Genomic DNA, 15,739 nt, shown 5'->3' with positions numbered 1-15,739 from the left:
AGGTTTTGAATCACTACGGCTGATAGTGTGAAGAGCTGTGAGGATAATAATAATGATACGGACTGCCCTTGACCCATTCATAATCATCGTCCGAATATCCATGCGGAGCATAACTTGATTGATGAAAAACACCTTGAGGAGGGATATTATTTCCCTGTCCAGCTGTTCCTTGGGTGTGATTCACAGTCCGATGAGTGCTGTTCTTTCCTTGCGTGCTGCTCTTTGCTTGTTTACAGCCAGGCGGTGGACCAAGAATAACAGATTCTTGAATAGGTAGGGCCGCTTCCGCATATTTTTGTTCATCTACACAGTAAGCAAGATTCATAATTTCTTTCGGTGTGAACCGAAGGAAGTCAGAGCCGTACACAATGTCAGGTGTCGGTTCATCAAAGATCGTAAGAAAATGTGTGTTGTCCTTCATGGACACAATCCAGTGGAACCAACCTTTAGGAAACATGGAGACCTGACCGGGCCTCAGCCGATAGGACATCAGCTTTTGTGTAAAAGGATCAAACACGGAGGTTACGACTTCTCCGCTAATGACATACACCAGCTCATTGACGTTCGTGTGCCAGTGAGGCTGAACGATGATATTCTTGCTCATATGTGCATTGAAAAAACCAGTTTCAATTGCAGGCATTTGCTCTGCAAACATCTGTGTAATGTAATTATGCGCATCTCTCTTATAAGTAGTGACCGCATTGGAATCCCCGCTAAGATTGAGGGATGGAGATTGTAAGACTGGATTGGTCTTCATGAGCTGCTGTTCCTCCCATTCTGTACACCACATTCTGTACGTGAGCAACTTTTTTTCAGCATATGCCTAGATCATTTGATTTGCTCCCGAGTGCGATAATTTTTAATCGTTTTAGGAAAAAGGTTTGTCGAAATTGATATGAAAGCGCTATAATTGAAATTAATGTAAAAAGAATATCCAAATTCATATCATGGGGTTAAGGGAGCGGAAATAATGAGAAAGAGCAAGACCTTCTATAATATATTCATTCCTGTTCTCATCCTGAGCTTGGGACTCGTTATATCCTTTGGAAGTTATATTTATGTGTCAACTACTAACTCTGTCGTTGATCGGATTAGTGACAGTCAGCAGAGTCTGATCTCCCAGATTCGTAACACACTGGAGCAGAAGATTCAGACGATTGAATATGCCTTCAACACCTACAGTACAACCAAATCCTTCACTGATGTAATCAATAACCCGCTTACAGAGCAGGAATTCCAGACCTATCAGGAGGTAAACTCCCAGCTGAACTACATTGCTTCACTTGGGCTGGATGGAGTTCAATATTCTCTCATTAGTCTCAAGCAAGACTGGAGCATTACCAATGGCTCCTTATCCCGGCTGACAGATGAAGAGAAAAGTGAATTGTACAATAAATATATAAGCGAAAAGAGCGAGGATCTATTCTGGGTAAAGACCGAGGACGGAATTCAATTTGTACATACCCTGCCCGTATTCTCGAACAATAAGCAAGCCATTGCACTGTCTTCTATATCGTTAAAGACGCTTAATAACACACTGCAGTCACAGCCGGATACACCCGTTTATATTTTGAACAAACAGGGTGAGCTTCTGTATTCGGCGGATACGGAACACCCGCAGCTGAGTGATGTCCAGATCAAACAAATCATGGATGCAGCCTCCAGTCGGCCGCAGACAGGGAAGCTGACGATCCCGGGCGATACGCAGGCAGAAGTGAATGTCATTTATGCCAAATCCTCGTATAATAACTGGACGTTTGTGACGCTGCTGGATGATAAGGCGGTTAGTGAAGCGATGTCTGCCACTCGCATCGGTATCGTAGTCATGGGGTTAATCATCATGATATTAATTTTTATCATCGCTTATTTCTTGTCCGTATACCTGTCTAAGCCGATTCGCAAGATCCAGCGCAGCTTAGCGCACAGCTCAGAACCGATGATGAAGGATGAGGTAGACTGGATCATCAGATCTATTGACTCGATCGTGTCAGAGAAGGAAAGTCTGGAGCATTTGATGGAGGCGGAGAAGCCGAAGCTCGAAACACAGTTTGTTCTGAATTTGCTGCATAACCGATTAACGTCTGATGAGGCTTGGCGTAGTATGTCCCGCTTCGGATATCGAGTCCAAGAGGACAAGGTCTATGTCACCATGCTTGTACAAATGGACCGCTATCATGATAAACAATTGTCCGATAAGGATGTTTTGCTGCTCGCGGTAAACAATCTAGTACAGGACATCGTTCCTCAGGGAGGAAGACTGCTCCCTGTTGTTATGAATGAGCGTACGCAAGCTACGATCCTTATGTTCGAAGGAGACAGTGAGCAGGAGATCCGTAAGAAGATCATTGCCTATGCCAAACAGATTATCCGATCCTCACGAGAATATCTAAGACTGCCTGTCAGTATCGGTGTAAGTCAGAGCTATACCGATTTACTTAAGAGCCGTGAAGCTTGCGAGATGAGCATAGAGGCTCTTCATCAGAGACTTAATTTAGGAAAAGAGTCGATCATCTTCTTTGATGATATCTCGACGGTCATCTCGGGACCAATGGTTCTTCATTATCCGGCAGAGCTTGAGACACAGCTGTTTGATGCGATCCGGCTGGGTGATGAGAGTGCCGTTCTTCGTGCGCTGTATCCATTGCTCGCTGACATGATGAAGCACAGCAAGAACCCGATGAATCTGGAAGTGACACTGATGCGCTTCGTTAATAATTTGATTCAATTGGAACAGCACATTGGTGCTGAAGTGCTCTTAACTCCGGATAACGCTAATTTATACCACCGCTTATTGAATATTCGCAACCCGGAGGAGATTGAACGTATTCTGGTCGATGAAGTGATACTGCCCATGGTTAAATGCATGAAGGAGAAGACCAATCACCAATTCAGGTCAATCGCAGACCGCATTGCATCCATCATCCGAGCTGAATACGATCAGGAATTGTCGTTGGAATCCATCAGTGAAAGACTTCATTATAGTCCCAACTATCTAAGCAGCATCTTCAAAAAGGAGTATGGCATGACGTTTACGGAATTTCTGATGAACTATCGATTAGATATCGCAAGAAAATGGCTGGTGGATACGGATATGACCATTAAAGATATTGCCGAGCGATTACAGTATCAGAATCCTCAAAATTTTATTAGATCCTTCCGCAAGAAAGAGCATGTGACACCTGGAGCTTATCGAAAAATGAAGCTTCAAGCATGACAATCAGGCTTGAAGATCAGGGACTTTGTCATGTCAAACAAAAGAAGTTCGGAGCAAGCGAGCAAAATGAAATGCGCGCAGACCGAACTTCTTTGTTTTATATTCAACTATCCTTTTACTGCACCGAGCAGTGCGCCTTTGGTAAAATGCTTCTGCACGAATGGATAAGCAATCAGCATGGGAAGTGTAGCCACAACGATGACGGCCATCTTGATGGTCTGTGCAGGCGGGATAATATCAACCGCAGAGCTGTCGCCTTCCATGCCGCTGGAGACAATAACGATTTGTCTCAGAAGGACCTGCAAAGGCCATTTGTCTGAATCCGTCAGGTACAGAATGGCATTCGTGTAGGTATTCCAATAGGTTACCCCATAGAACAAGGACAGTGTAGCAATCGACGGAAGGGCGAGCGGCAGCATAATGCTCCCTAGAATTCGGAAATCATTCGCTCCGTCGATCTTGGCAGATTCTTCGAGACTATCTGGCAGTGCTTGGAAGAAGTTTCTCATAATAATCAGGTTAAATGCATTGATTGCAACGGGCAGGATCAACGACCAGTACGAATCAATCAAGCCGGTGGCTTTGACAACCAGAAAAGTAGGAATCATACCACCGCTGAACAGCATGGAGAATACGACAATGAAGTTAATGAAGCTTCTTCCATATAAATACCTGCGGGACAAGCCATAAGCCATCAGCGCAGTCAGGAGCATACTTACAGCCGTTCCCACGATTGTCGTACCAATCGATACCGCAAGACCTTGGAAGATCGTCGAGGTCGAGAAGATGTACTTGTATGCATCCAGGGAGAACGTTGTAGGGAATAACACGAACTTCTTCTCAACCAGCTCCTGCGTAGATGCAAACGAGCTTGCGAGTACATTAATGAAGGGAAGCAGACAAGCCAGGGCGATCAGTGCTAGCAGCGTGTAATTGACAACATTAAATATGCGGCTTCCCAGGGACTCTTTTTTATAGGCGGGTTTCTTGGCAGTTGCAGCCATAGGATGAGGACCTCCTTCTATTTCGGATGTAAGTATTATTGAGATATATACACCTTATCAAGGAGACCAAATTCCGTATATAATCATGTCCTACGGCTTTCATTTCACGTTAAAAAGCGGCTTCTTACACTGATAATCCTGATATTAAATAATGATCATGAGCTACATTAATCCCTGCTAAACCCGCATTCCAGCAGTGAATATAGCTGATGATTATATACGTAACGGACCATATGAGGGTATGCTTGGCTTCGAACAACCGACTCAGCATCATTGCATGTTGAAGAAGTATTTTTCAAGGAGGTCGACAGCGATTGAAGGAAGCAGATACCCCGGCCGTTTCATATCAGGTGGGCACACGTAAGAAAAAAGAGATGTTTCAACCCTTTCATTTTTTAAAGAAATACAAGCTGCTCTATTTAATGATTTTACCCGGATTTCTATTCTTTGTTGTATTTAAGTACTTGCCAATGGGCGGACTCATTATTTCCTTTCAGGATTATCAGCCCTATCTTGGTATTCAAGGGAGTCCTTGGGTCGGCTTCAAGCATTTCATTAGGTTGTTTACTGAACCGACATTCGCCATGCTCCTCAGCAACACCTTAATCTTATTTGCACTTGAGCTTGTCGTCTTCTTTCCATTACCTATCATACTTGCACTCATGCTTAACGAAGTCAGACACAAGCTGTTCAAGAGCTCGATTCAAACGATCATTTACATTCCGCATTTCATGTCATGGGTTATCATCGTCTCCATTACATATGTATTTCTGAATGTGGACGGCGGTGTTGTAAATGAGATCATTGCTGCATTAGGCGGTCAGAAGATTAGCTTCTTGACTTCGCCGGAGTGGCTGCGTCCAATGTACATCGGTCAAATCATCTGGAAAGAAGTCGGCTGGTCTACCATTATCTATCTGGCAGCGATTACAGTAGTAGATACCCAGCTCTATGAAGCCGCTGAAATGGATGGTGCGAGCAGGCTTCGTAAGATTTGGCATGTTACCTTGCCGGCCATTAGACCCGTGATCATTACACTGCTCATACTTAAGATCGGCAACACGCTTGAACTAGGATTTGAGCATATGTTCCTGCTCCTGAACTCACTCAATCGGGAGGTTGGGGAAATCTTTGATACTTATGTATATACTGCCGGTCTGAAGAATGGACAGCTCAGCTTCAGTACCACAGTAGGCTTGTTTAAAGGGCTGGTAGGACTTATCCTCGTCATGATTGCCAATAAGCTGGCGAAGAAGTTTGGAGAAGACGGTGTGTATTAATCTTTTTTTATCATATATAAAAAGGGGATATGTACATGAAACAAAAACAATTATCTAAATTGTTAGCGCTTACTATTGCAGGTGGACTTGTGCTTAGTGCTTGTGGAGGAGATACGTCAGGATCTTCTGAGCCGTCCGTTGATGCGGATGGCAAAGCCAATATTACCTGGCTGAATATTCTTCATACGGCATCGCCGCCAACAGAAACGGTACTGAACAAGATTGAAGAGGCAACCAATGCAAACATTGAATTCTCATGGATTCCGGATGCTTCGAAGGAAGAGCGTCTGAATACGTCACTTGCTTCGGATTCTCTGGCTGACATTGTAACGATCACATTGATGGAGAACTCCTCTGTCCGTAACGCACTAAAAGCGGGTGTGTTCTGGGAGGTTGGTCCTTACCTGGATGAATTTCCGAACCTAGCGACGATTTCAGAAGACATGCGGAATTCCGCGTCCATTGAGGGCAAGCTCTACGGAATTCCGATGCAGAAGCAAGTGGCGAGAAATGGTGTCGTCATTCGGAAGGATTGGCTGGACAAATTGGGACTTGAAGTGCCGAAGACGACAGACGAATTAATGGAGGTTGCCAAAGCCTTCACAGAGCAGGATCCTGATGGGAACGGTGCGAAGGATACGACAGGCTTCATGGACCGCAGTGACCTGATCTATGGCGCATTCAAGACCTTGAGCTCCTATTTCGGCACACCAAGTGTATGGAGTGTAGGAGAGGATGGCAAGGTAACGCCTGAGTTTGAGACAGAAGGCTATGTTAAAACGATGGATTATATGAAAGAGCTATATGAGAACGGATACATTAACCAGGACTTTGCTGTTACAGCGAAGACAGATCAGCAGCAGAATTTTGCTCAAGGTAAAGCCGGTATTTATGTAGGTGCTCTATTCGACAGCAAGAACCTGCTTAACATGGCTAAGGGTGTTCAGGACGATATGGAGCTTACACTTGTCAACGACATTACATCAACGGGCAATGAAGCGGATCGCGCAATCTGGTCGATCTCCAATGGGGTTGGCGGATTGCTGGCATTCCCTAAATCGGAAGTCAAGGACGAAGCTGAGCTCAAACGCCTCCTGCAATTCATGGACGATCTCATGTCCGAGGAAGTCTACACACTGATGACCTACGGTATTGAAGGAACACATTACACGGTGAATGAGGAAAAAGCAGTAACGATTACGAACACAGAATTGTGGCAGCAAGAGGTTCAGCCATTCGCTTCCTCCAGACCTAACGAGACCGGTTACGAGATTCATGACAACGATCCACTGAAGAAGGAATCTGACCGTCTGATCGAGGAGAATTCAACGTTTGCCGTGCTGAACCCTCTGTATTCGCTCGAATCCGCTACCTTCTCATCTCAAGGATCTGAGCTGCAAAAAACGATCGTTGATGCAACCTACAAATATATTCTGGGCAAAATCAACCTCGATCAATTTAATGAAGCCGTAAGCAGCTGGAGAAAAGCAGGTGGTGATCAGATTATCTCAGAATACGAAGCTGCTTACCAGGCTGTGCATGGTCAATAACCCGATCCTTATGACATATTCTTCTTGATCACTGCGGATGTATTTCAACTAGTTTCATAGTCGTTAAAATGTATTGCCGCTTCGTTCTTCAGCAGGACCTATTGAAGACGGAGCGGCTTATCGATCACAAAGGAGGATGTATTTGAGATGAATCAAACAAACCAGACTAGCTGTGCGCACAGAATGGCACATTCTATTATGGAGCGGACACCAAGGCTGTATGAGGATAAAGGATATAACGAGAAGTGGTCCTATGATTACGGGGTTATCCTCAAAGGATTTGAGCGCTTATGGCGTACCACCGGAGAACAGAAATACTTCGATTATATTAAGAGCAATATGGATCACTTCATTCAGGAGGATGGATCGATTCGAGGCTATAGGCAGGACGAGCATAACATTGATCACTTGAATAATGGCAAGCTTCTATATGTCCTGTATGAGGAAACGGGTGAAGATAAATACAAACTTGCAGCCTCTACTTTGAGGAAGCAGCTGCTGACGCATCCCCGGACTTCCGAGGGGGCTTTTTGGCATAAAGAAATATATCCTTATCAGATCTGGCTGGATGGCTTATATATGGGCTCCCCGTTCTACTTGGAGTATTTGCTTACGTTTGAGTCCGAGGGGGATCTTGGTGACGTAACGAAGCAATTCATTCTATGCGAGAAGCATACGAGAGACGACAGAACCGGGTTATTATTCCACGCTTGGGATGAGAAACGTGTACAGCCGTGGTGCGACAAGAGTACCGGACTGTCACCGAATTTCTGGGGCAGATCACTGGGCTGGTTCCTCATGGCCATCACTGACGTTCTTGAGCTCCTGCCTAAGGAGCATGCGGACTATAACGAGCTCGAACGAATATTCAAGGATACGCTGACGGCAGTAGCAGACTTTCAGGATGCGGATTCCGGAGTATGGTACCAGGTTGTGAATGAGGCTGGACGCAAAGGTAACTATTTGGAAGCCTCGGCTTCCAGCATGTTCACCTATGCGATGGCGAAGGGAATTCGACTGGGACTTCTCGGTTCTGAATGGAACAATTCATTAGAGCGGGCATTCCAGGGGCTCATTGCTGAATTTATATTAGAAACCAAGGAAGGCTGGCTCAATCTTAACAAGACTTGTCAAGTGGCGGGACTGGGTGGTGCAGATCGTCGTGATGGGACCTATGCGTATTACATTAGCGAACCGATTATTACGAATGATCAGAAGGGACTCGGTGCTTTCCTCTTGGCTTGTGCTGAATACGAGGAGCTGGTTCAGGCTGGTGAGTTAAGTCTGCCCGTAACGGGAGGAGCTCAGCAATGACCATCTATAACATTGATGATTACGGTGCACATAAAAACAGCAGTCAGCTGTCCACCAAAGCCATTACAGCGGCTATTGCTGCTGCTGAAGCAGCAGGGGGAGGAACGGTAGTGATCCCTGCGGGTACTTATGCTACTGGAGCAGTCATACTTCGGAGCAACATCCATCTGTATTTAAGTCCTGGCGCTACATTGTCCTTCAGTGACAAGCCAGAGGATTATCCTGTAGTCACCTCTCGCTGGGAAGGTGTGAAACGGGAGGTTCACGCTTCCTGTATCTATGGTGAACAGCTGGAGAATGTAATGATCTCAGGGACAGGCCGGATTGAAGGCAATGGTGCACTGTGGTGGGATAAGCAGCGGAATCGTCCGGAGGAGCTCACATATCCTAGACCGAAGCTGATCAGCTTCGACAGCTGCCGCCGAGTCACGATCAAGGATGTACAGCTGTTTAACTCGCCAAGCTGGACAGTGAATCCGATTCTATGCCATGACGTCACTATTGATAATCTCTCGATTCTGAATCCCGCCGATTCACCGAATACAGACGGCATTAATCCCGAATCCTGTTCGAACGTCAGAATCAGCAATTGTCATATCGATGTCGGAGATGACTGTATCGCGATCAAAGCAGGTACGGAGGATACAGCTCACCGAGTTCCGTGTGAGAACATCACGATTACGAACTGTACAATGGTTCATGGGCATGGAGCTGTCGTTATTGGCAGCGAGATGAGCGGTGATGTGCGCAATGTGGTGATATCAAACTGTGTCTTCAAGCATACGGACCGGGGCATTCGTCTTAAGTCAAGACGGGGACGTGGCGGCACGGTTGAAGATATTCGCGTAAGCAATATCGTCATGGAGGATGTCATCTGTCCATTTATATTAAATCTATACTACTTCTGCGGTCCTCGCGGAACAGACAAATATGTATGGGACAAAAATCCGTATCCTGTGACGATTGAAACTCCACGATTTCGGCGGATTCATTTCTCAGGGATTACGGCCCGTAACGTTCATGCAGCAGCAGGGTTTATCTATGGTCTGGCAGAGCAATATGTCTCTGAAATTACATTTGATCAGATTGATATTACCATGGCAGAAAATGCGACACCCGCTGTCCCTGCGATGATGGCGGGAATCGAAGAGATGAACAATCGAGGGTTCTTCCTTGGGAATGTAAGGGATGTTCGGTTTCGAAACGTGACGATCGAGAATCATCAGGGACCTGCCTTTTATGTGGAGAATGGAGACACCGTTAAATTTGAGGGCTGTGAGTCGAGAAATACGGACCGTGCAGAAGAGCTCATTCATGAAGCTGCGGTAAAGCCTTCTCAGGAGAATCCGGTATGAAGCCATCACAGGCAGATCCACTGTGGCAGCTGTTAGGAGAGCTTCCTGAAGGAGGCGTATCGAACTCACGATTGCTGACTGAAGAGGAGAAGGAGGGCTATCTTCTTCAGACAATCATGCTAGAACTGTATGGAATGGAGCAGGTATCTATATCAATGGCGCTTCCGTTAAACCAGAAAGGTCCATATCCTGTCGTTGTATTTAACCATTCCCATGGCGGCAATTATGCGGGAGGACGCAACGAATTTCTAACGAGCAGTCATTATCTGCAGCAGCCATCCTTTGCCAAGACACTGACCTCTATGGGATATGCGGCTTGTTGTATGGATATGCGCGGATTCAACGAGCGCTCCGGCCGAACAGAAAGCGAGCTTGTCAAAGAAATGCTGTGGCGGGGAGAAGTATTATGGGGCAGAATGCTTCGTGATAATCAATGCTTGCTTGACTATATTTGTACACGAGAGGATATAGATTCCAGCCGCATTGGTACGATCGGCATGTCTATGGGAGCACTTATGTCGTGGTGGCTTGCGGCACTGGATGATCGAATCAAGGTGGTCGTTGATATTTGTGGTCAGGTCGATGCCCACACCTTGATTATGAAGAGGGGCCTTGATCATCACGGATTCTATTCATATGTTCCCGGCTTGCTTAAGCATTTCACAACCCTTTCCATTCAGGAAAGGATCGTCCCGCGCCCGAGACTGAGCCTAAACGGGCGGGATGATCGGTTATGTCCTTATGAAGGAGTCATGCTGCTGGCTGATGGCCTTGAATCTGCATATGAGAAGGCTGGATATCCTGAGCATTGGCAGCATATAGAGACCGGATCGGGACATATGGAAACCGCAGAGATGCGTTATGCCTGGAAGGATTTCTTAGTCAAATATTTGTAATCTACTATTCATCTTGTATAGGGAGGCGTTAGCTTGATTACGAACAATACGAAAGAGACGAATATCAAGACCATTCAGAATCCGATACTTCCCGGATTTAATCCTGACCCTTGTATGATCCGTGTGAACGATATGTATTATATTGCGGTTTCTTCCTTCGAATGGCTGCCGGGTGTTCGAATCTATCAATCGGATAATCTGGCGGATTGGGAGTTTTGTACGGATGTGTTAACAGATCAAGTGAACCTTAAGGGTAATCCCAAGAACTGCAGTATCTGGGCTCCACAGCTAAGCTTCCATGAAGGTCTGTATTACTTGATGTATACCGATGTGAAGAGCACAAAACGACCTTTTAAAGACACCCATAATTACCTCATTACATCCCAGTCAATTACAGGGCCATGGTCAGAGCCCATCTATTTGAACAGCAGCGGGTTTGATCCATCCCTGTATCATGATGACGACGGGCGAAAATGGCTGTTAAACTGCTTGTGGGATTATCGAATTACGGAAGGGAATAAGTCCAGCGGAATTGTCATTCAAGAATACGATCCGGAGCAGCAGAGATTGATTGGAGAACCCATTAAGCTCTTTGATTGTACGCCGCTCAAGAAGACGGAAGCTCCTCATATCTATAAACGAAACGGATATTACTACTTAATTACAGCGGAAGGTGGAACGGGCAGCGGACATGCGGTTACAGTAGCCCGGTCTACGGAGCTGCTCGGTCCTTACGAAGTGGATCCTCAATATCCAATGCTGACTTCAAGTGATAACCCGGAGCTTGAGCTTCAGTGCGCCGGGCATGGGAGCTTGATTGAAACGCCTGAGGGTGAGTGGTACATGGCTCATTTATGCACTCGGCCGGTTGAAGGAAAGTACCCTATTCTGGGCAGGGAAACCGCATTGCAGCAGGTCTACTGGGATTCAGAAGGCTGGCTTCGATTAACTTCTGGTGGTCACTCACCTCAGACAGAGGTTCCGCTTCCCAAGGGTGCGGTGGTTAGAGGGAAGCGCAGCACAGACTTCTATGATGATTTTACGGGAGCTGGGTTGAGGCCCGAGTGGAATACACTTCGTATCGTGGCAGACGATCGATGGTGCAATTTATCAGAAAGACCCGGTTATTTGAGAATTCATGCAGGAGAATCGGCTCAAAGTCTGTTCGAGCATCATATCTTAGCAGTTCGACAGGCGGATACGCATTTCCGAGCCGAAACAGAGCTGGACTACGAGCCAGCGATGTATCTGCAAATGGCAGGACTCATGCTGTATTTAAACGAAGACAATTATTGGTTTGCTTATGTAACTCGAGAGAAAGAACTGGGTAAAGTGCTGCGTCTTATGCGCTGTGAAAAAGATGAATTTACACTGGAGCCCGTCATCGTGAAGCTTGAAGAGGGTAAGCCTTTACAGCTCGCTGTCGATGTATCCGGCGTAAATGGACAATTCTATTACCGGACAGAGGAAGGCGAATGGAATGAGCTCGGTGAGGCCCATCATGTCGGATTTTTATCCGGAGGGTTCACGGGGAACTTTGTTGGAATTGCAGCTCATGATATGAATCAGTTCATGGGCAGCTATGCGGACTTTTCATATTTTCGTTATACAGGCCAGAAATAGTTAAAGCACAAATAAATGACAGTGAACAAAAATAAACAAGGCATGAGTCATCTTTCATCCAAAAAAGAGACTCGTGCCTTATTTTTTATGCATACATACGAGCTGACACAGGTTCAAACCTTATCGCTCATATGAAAGCTTCAGTTCGCTTTTTTGGCTTTTCCTGACTTTGCGGTTTTTGAGTACTGTTCCTTGATAAGATCGGCAGTTAGCTGGCCAGATAGAGTAACCATAGGAACGCCTCCGCCTGGATGCGTAGACCCGCCGACAAAAAACAGATTCTCAATCAAATCACTGCGGCTGGGCACCTTGAATCCACCGTTCATCTTACGGTCTGTGGCCACACCATAAATGGAACCGCCATTAGCGCCATATAACCGCTGAAGATCGTCGGGGATAAAAGTATACTCGAATTCGATGTGCTGGCGTATATCCGTAAGTCCCATTCGTTCAAGCTTATTCAGGACAAGCTCCCGATACTCTTCTGCATTGGATTCGAAGCTTTTACCCGGCTTAAGCGGCGGAACGTGGGTGAGGACGAACAAATTTTCTTTTCCCTCCGGAGCTTGAGTGGCGTCCGATTTACTGGAAACCCCGATGTACACCGTTGGATCATTGGAAGGAATGCCCTTGTTAAAGATATCATCAAATTCCTTCGCCGGATCCTGAGAGAAGAAGAAGTTATGATGGAGCAGCTGCTCGTACTTCTTGTTGACCCCTAATAGCAGAACAAGCCCGGATACGGTTGGCGCGAATTTATTCAGCTTCTTAGCTGAGTTCAGAGCCCCGTTCTGATCCTTCAATAACGAATGATAGGTTGGGATGGCCTCCAAATTCGATACGACAAGGTCTGCATCCAGCACGGTTCCATCGTGCAGCGTTACGCCAGTTGCTATATTATCCTTCGTGTTAATCTTCGTTACCTTGGCGTCGGTACGTACAGTTACGCCTTGCTCATGGAGAACCTTCAGTATTCCCTTAGCTATATTGTACATTCCGCCTTCCACATAATAGATCCCGAGTCCCAGCTGCACATAGATGAGCTGAGACAGGACAGCAGGAGCATGGTAAGGGGATGAGCCAATATACATAATAAAGAAGTTAAACAGCTGTCTTAAATGCTTGTCTTTTAGATATTTGTCGGTGCTTTGTGCCATGGTACGAAGCGGGTCCATCGCCAGCAGCTCTTTGATTGAATGCATCCCGCGAAGCTCATCAAGACCTGAGAGACTTCTGGCATAAATGCTGCGTCGATTCATATCGTACTGCTTCTGACAGTACTGAAGATATTTCAAGAAGTCTGCGGCGTCCTCCGTGGAGATTTCTTTAATGGTGGACAGCATTTCCGGCAGGTCACTGGTCACATCAATGGATACACCATCTTCAAAAAAAGTTCGCCACTGCGGCTCAATTCGTACGAGCTTCATATAATCGGATAGCTGGCGTCCAGTGCTCTCAAACAGCTGTTCCAATACCCATGGCATCGTCAATATAGATGGACCTGTATCGAAGGAGTAGCCTTCACCGGATCGAACATTCAGCTTACCCCCGGCACGTTCATTTTTTTCTAGGACAGTTACTTCATGACCATCGGCTGCAAGTCTCATAGCTGCTGACAGCCCGCCCAATCCTCCGCCGATGACAATCATTTTTTTGCGCATATTTATTCTCCTCTTCTCGTTCTCTGATCTCGTTGCACCGTATAAAGTAGGTGATGTACGGATCATAATTGAAGTAAAAATGCTTAATTACCATACTTACCGGAAGTGAGATGAAATAAACGGCAGGTGACGTTCAATTTCCTGCTCATAGATAGAGGAGGATGCATGTGATGTCACTGATATGGATATTGGCTGGCCTGATCTCCGGCATCTTGTTATGGTCAGAGCTTAGGCTGCTGCCGGGAAGCAGCCTAAGGCAACTAGCAGATAATAATGATCGAGAGCAATCCCTTGGTAAATCGGCGCACGAAGCGAAGAGAATGACCATAAGTGTGATCATTCCTGCTCGGAATGAAGAAAAAAATATTGGCAGGCTACTGAAGTCCTTGCGAGAACAGATGAATCCACAAGATGAAATCATTGTCGTGGATGATAATTCGTCAGATCGTACGGCCGAGATCGCACACCGTCGGGGGGCCATGATCATTAAAGCGGGTCCGCTTCCGAGAGGCTGGATGGGAAAATGTCATGCCTGCTGGAGAGGGGCGGCGGCTGCGAACGGAGAAATGCTGATCTTTCTAGACGCGGATACTTATCTGAAGAAGGGTGGGCTTAGTCAGCTGGTAGATGCTTATCCATCCGGCCTGATGTCCGTTCAGCCTTTTCATGACACCTGGTCTGCTTACGAGAAGCTGTCCGGGATATTTAATATCATTGTCGCGGTGTCTGCCGGAAGCGGCAAGAAGGGAACAGGAGCTTACGGTCCATGTGTAGTGACCAGCAGAGAAGCTTATGATAACGTCGGCGGACATGAGCAGGTAAAGGGTGAGATATTGGATCATCATGCACTGGCTCTTCGATTTGAAGCCGCAGGATATCCGGTTGTTAATTATATTGGCAGAGGAGCGCTTCATTTTCGGATGTATCCGGGAGGCGTTAGAGAGCTGTTTCAGGGCTGGATTAAGAGTATGGCTTCCGGCGCAGCAGCAACTCGATTCTCCAAGCTCTTTACTGTCGTTCTATTTCTGATGGGTGCATTCACGGCAGCTCTATCCCTGCTATCCTGGGACTACGGCATCATGTCTGTTGTTGTGTACGGACTGTATTCAGCACTTATGGCAGGGCTCCTTGGCAAAGTAGGGAAGTTCGGAGCTATATCGGCCATACTTTATCCGGTCCCGCTGCTTGCTTTTTTCAGTGTATTCTCCGTATCGATACTTCACACCTTTGTTAACAGGCAGGTTCGCTGGAAGGGAAGGGAGCTGACCCTTGATCCTGAGGAGAATCAATAAGGATAACGAACAGAAGAGGGATGTCCATGGATTCACAGATGTCGAGTGTTATATGTAATATAGGAGTCAATGCAGGGGCTTGGCTTCTCATTCACCTGCTTGTGACTGCAGTTCACGCCAGGCTGCCGGATCGCTGGTTTGCAGTCACTGGATACCCGGCTTCTAAAAAGGAACTGTTATTCTACACGAACGCGCTGAAGATCAAAGCTTGGAAGAATCGTCTTCCTGACGGTGGAGGCTGGTCGAAGCAAGGCTTTCGTAAAAAAAGGATCGAAGAGAGGAGTGAAGCCTACTTGGAGCGGTACCAGCTAGAGGCTCATCGTGGGGAATGGTGCCACCTCATTTCGATGCTGCCTGCACCTTTGTTCTTCCTCTGGAATAGTCCCATGGTTGGGATGATGATGGTCCTATATGCGCTGGCGGCCAATCTGCCCTGCATATTTGCCCTCCGGTATAACCGGGCTCGGATCCTCCGTCTTCTGGATAGAAGAACAGCTCCGATGTCCAGCGATTCTGTTGTACAAATAGACCCAGGCACAAGATGATCGCC

Annotated in this window: 12 protein-coding genes; 9 read left to right on the top strand and 3 right to left on the bottom strand. The window is 46.5% G+C overall.

What is annotated here, in order from left to right; genetic code table 11:
- Nucleotides 1–13 precede the first annotated feature (13 nt).
- The gene (locus ACFSVM_RS11850) at nt 14–757 is read right to left on the bottom strand and encodes a cupin domain-containing protein (protein ID WP_379262285.1); all 744 of its coding nucleotides are present in this window, start codon (nt 755–757) and stop codon (nt 14–16) included.
- Nucleotides 758–970: 213 nt separating this feature from the next.
- On the opposite strand from ACFSVM_RS11850, the gene ACFSVM_RS11845 reads away from it, so the two are divergent.
- Entirely contained in the window at nt 971–3,214 is a 2,244-nt protein-coding gene (locus ACFSVM_RS11845) for an AraC family transcriptional regulator (RefSeq protein ID WP_076313752.1), read from the top strand.
- Nucleotides 3,215–3,321: 107 nt separating this feature from the next.
- Here the strand turns inward: ACFSVM_RS11845 and ACFSVM_RS11840 are convergent, their stop codons facing one another.
- Nucleotides 3,322–4,218 (bottom strand): carbohydrate ABC transporter permease, encoded by an 897-nt coding sequence (locus tag ACFSVM_RS11840; protein WP_076313753.1) that lies wholly within the window; start codon nt 4,216–4,218, stop codon nt 3,322–3,324.
- Between the two features lie 374 nt (nt 4,219–4,592).
- Here ACFSVM_RS11840 and ACFSVM_RS11835 point away from each other — a divergent pair, with 374 nt between their 5' ends.
- From ACFSVM_RS11835 to ACFSVM_RS11810, 6 genes are all read left to right on the top strand, one after another.
- On the top strand, nt 4,593–5,498 hold the full coding sequence (locus ACFSVM_RS11835; protein ID WP_081872274.1) for an ABC transporter permease: 906 nt from the start codon (nt 4,593–4,595) through the stop codon (nt 5,496–5,498).
- Nucleotides 5,499–5,533: 35 nt separating this feature from the next.
- Complete coding sequence (locus ACFSVM_RS11830; protein ID WP_076313754.1) at nt 5,534–7,048, top strand: extracellular solute-binding protein; 1,515 nt, start codon at nt 5,534–5,536, stop codon at nt 7,046–7,048.
- A gap of 147 nt (nt 7,049–7,195) precedes the next feature.
- On the top strand, nt 7,196–8,362 hold the full coding sequence (locus ACFSVM_RS11825; RefSeq protein ID WP_076313755.1) for a glycoside hydrolase family 88/105 protein: 1,167 nt from the start codon (nt 7,196–7,198) through the stop codon (nt 8,360–8,362).
- The gene (locus tag ACFSVM_RS11820; protein ID WP_076313756.1) at nt 8,359–9,717 is read left to right on the top strand and encodes a glycoside hydrolase family 28 protein; all 1,359 of its coding nucleotides are present in this window, start codon (nt 8,359–8,361) and stop codon (nt 9,715–9,717) included. Before ACFSVM_RS11825 ends, ACFSVM_RS11820 begins: the two co-directional genes overlap by 4 nt.
- Nucleotides 9,714–10,613, top strand: a complete 900-nt coding sequence (locus ACFSVM_RS11815) for an alpha/beta hydrolase family protein (protein ID WP_076313757.1) — start codon at nt 9,714–9,716, stop codon at nt 10,611–10,613. The genes ACFSVM_RS11820 and ACFSVM_RS11815 overlap by 4 nt, the downstream gene beginning before the upstream one ends.
- Nucleotides 10,614–10,727: 114 nt before the next feature.
- Complete coding sequence (locus tag ACFSVM_RS11810; RefSeq protein WP_083655973.1) at nt 10,728–12,236, top strand: glycoside hydrolase family 43 protein; 1,509 nt, start codon at nt 10,728–10,730, stop codon at nt 12,234–12,236.
- Nucleotides 12,237–12,376: 140 nt separating this feature from the next.
- Here the strand turns inward: ACFSVM_RS11810 and ACFSVM_RS11805 are convergent, their stop codons facing one another.
- Nucleotides 12,377–13,897, bottom strand: coding sequence for a phytoene desaturase family protein (locus ACFSVM_RS11805; protein ID WP_379262281.1), 1,521 nt, complete (start codon nt 13,895–13,897; stop codon nt 12,377–12,379).
- Nucleotides 13,898–14,067: 170 nt separating this feature from the next.
- Here ACFSVM_RS11805 and ACFSVM_RS11800 point away from each other — a divergent pair, with 170 nt between their 5' ends.
- Nucleotides 14,068–15,189, top strand: a complete 1,122-nt coding sequence (locus ACFSVM_RS11800) for a glycosyltransferase (RefSeq protein WP_179085558.1) — start codon at nt 14,068–14,070, stop codon at nt 15,187–15,189.
- A 26-nt stretch (nt 15,190–15,215) separates the two neighbouring features.
- The gene (locus ACFSVM_RS11795) at nt 15,216–15,734 is read left to right on the top strand and encodes a glycosyl-4,4'-diaponeurosporenoate acyltransferase CrtO family protein (protein ID WP_076313760.1); all 519 of its coding nucleotides are present in this window, start codon (nt 15,216–15,218) and stop codon (nt 15,732–15,734) included.
- Nucleotides 15,735–15,739: the final 5 nt, after the last annotated feature.

The organism is Paenibacillus shunpengii, assembly GCF_042684905.1.
In the GTDB taxonomy this organism is placed as follows: Bacteria; Bacillota; Bacilli; order Paenibacillales; family Paenibacillaceae; genus Paenibacillus; species Paenibacillus shunpengii.
The sequence above is the reverse complement of the archived record's forward strand: the minus strand, read 5'-3'. Positions and strand labels throughout refer to the sequence as shown.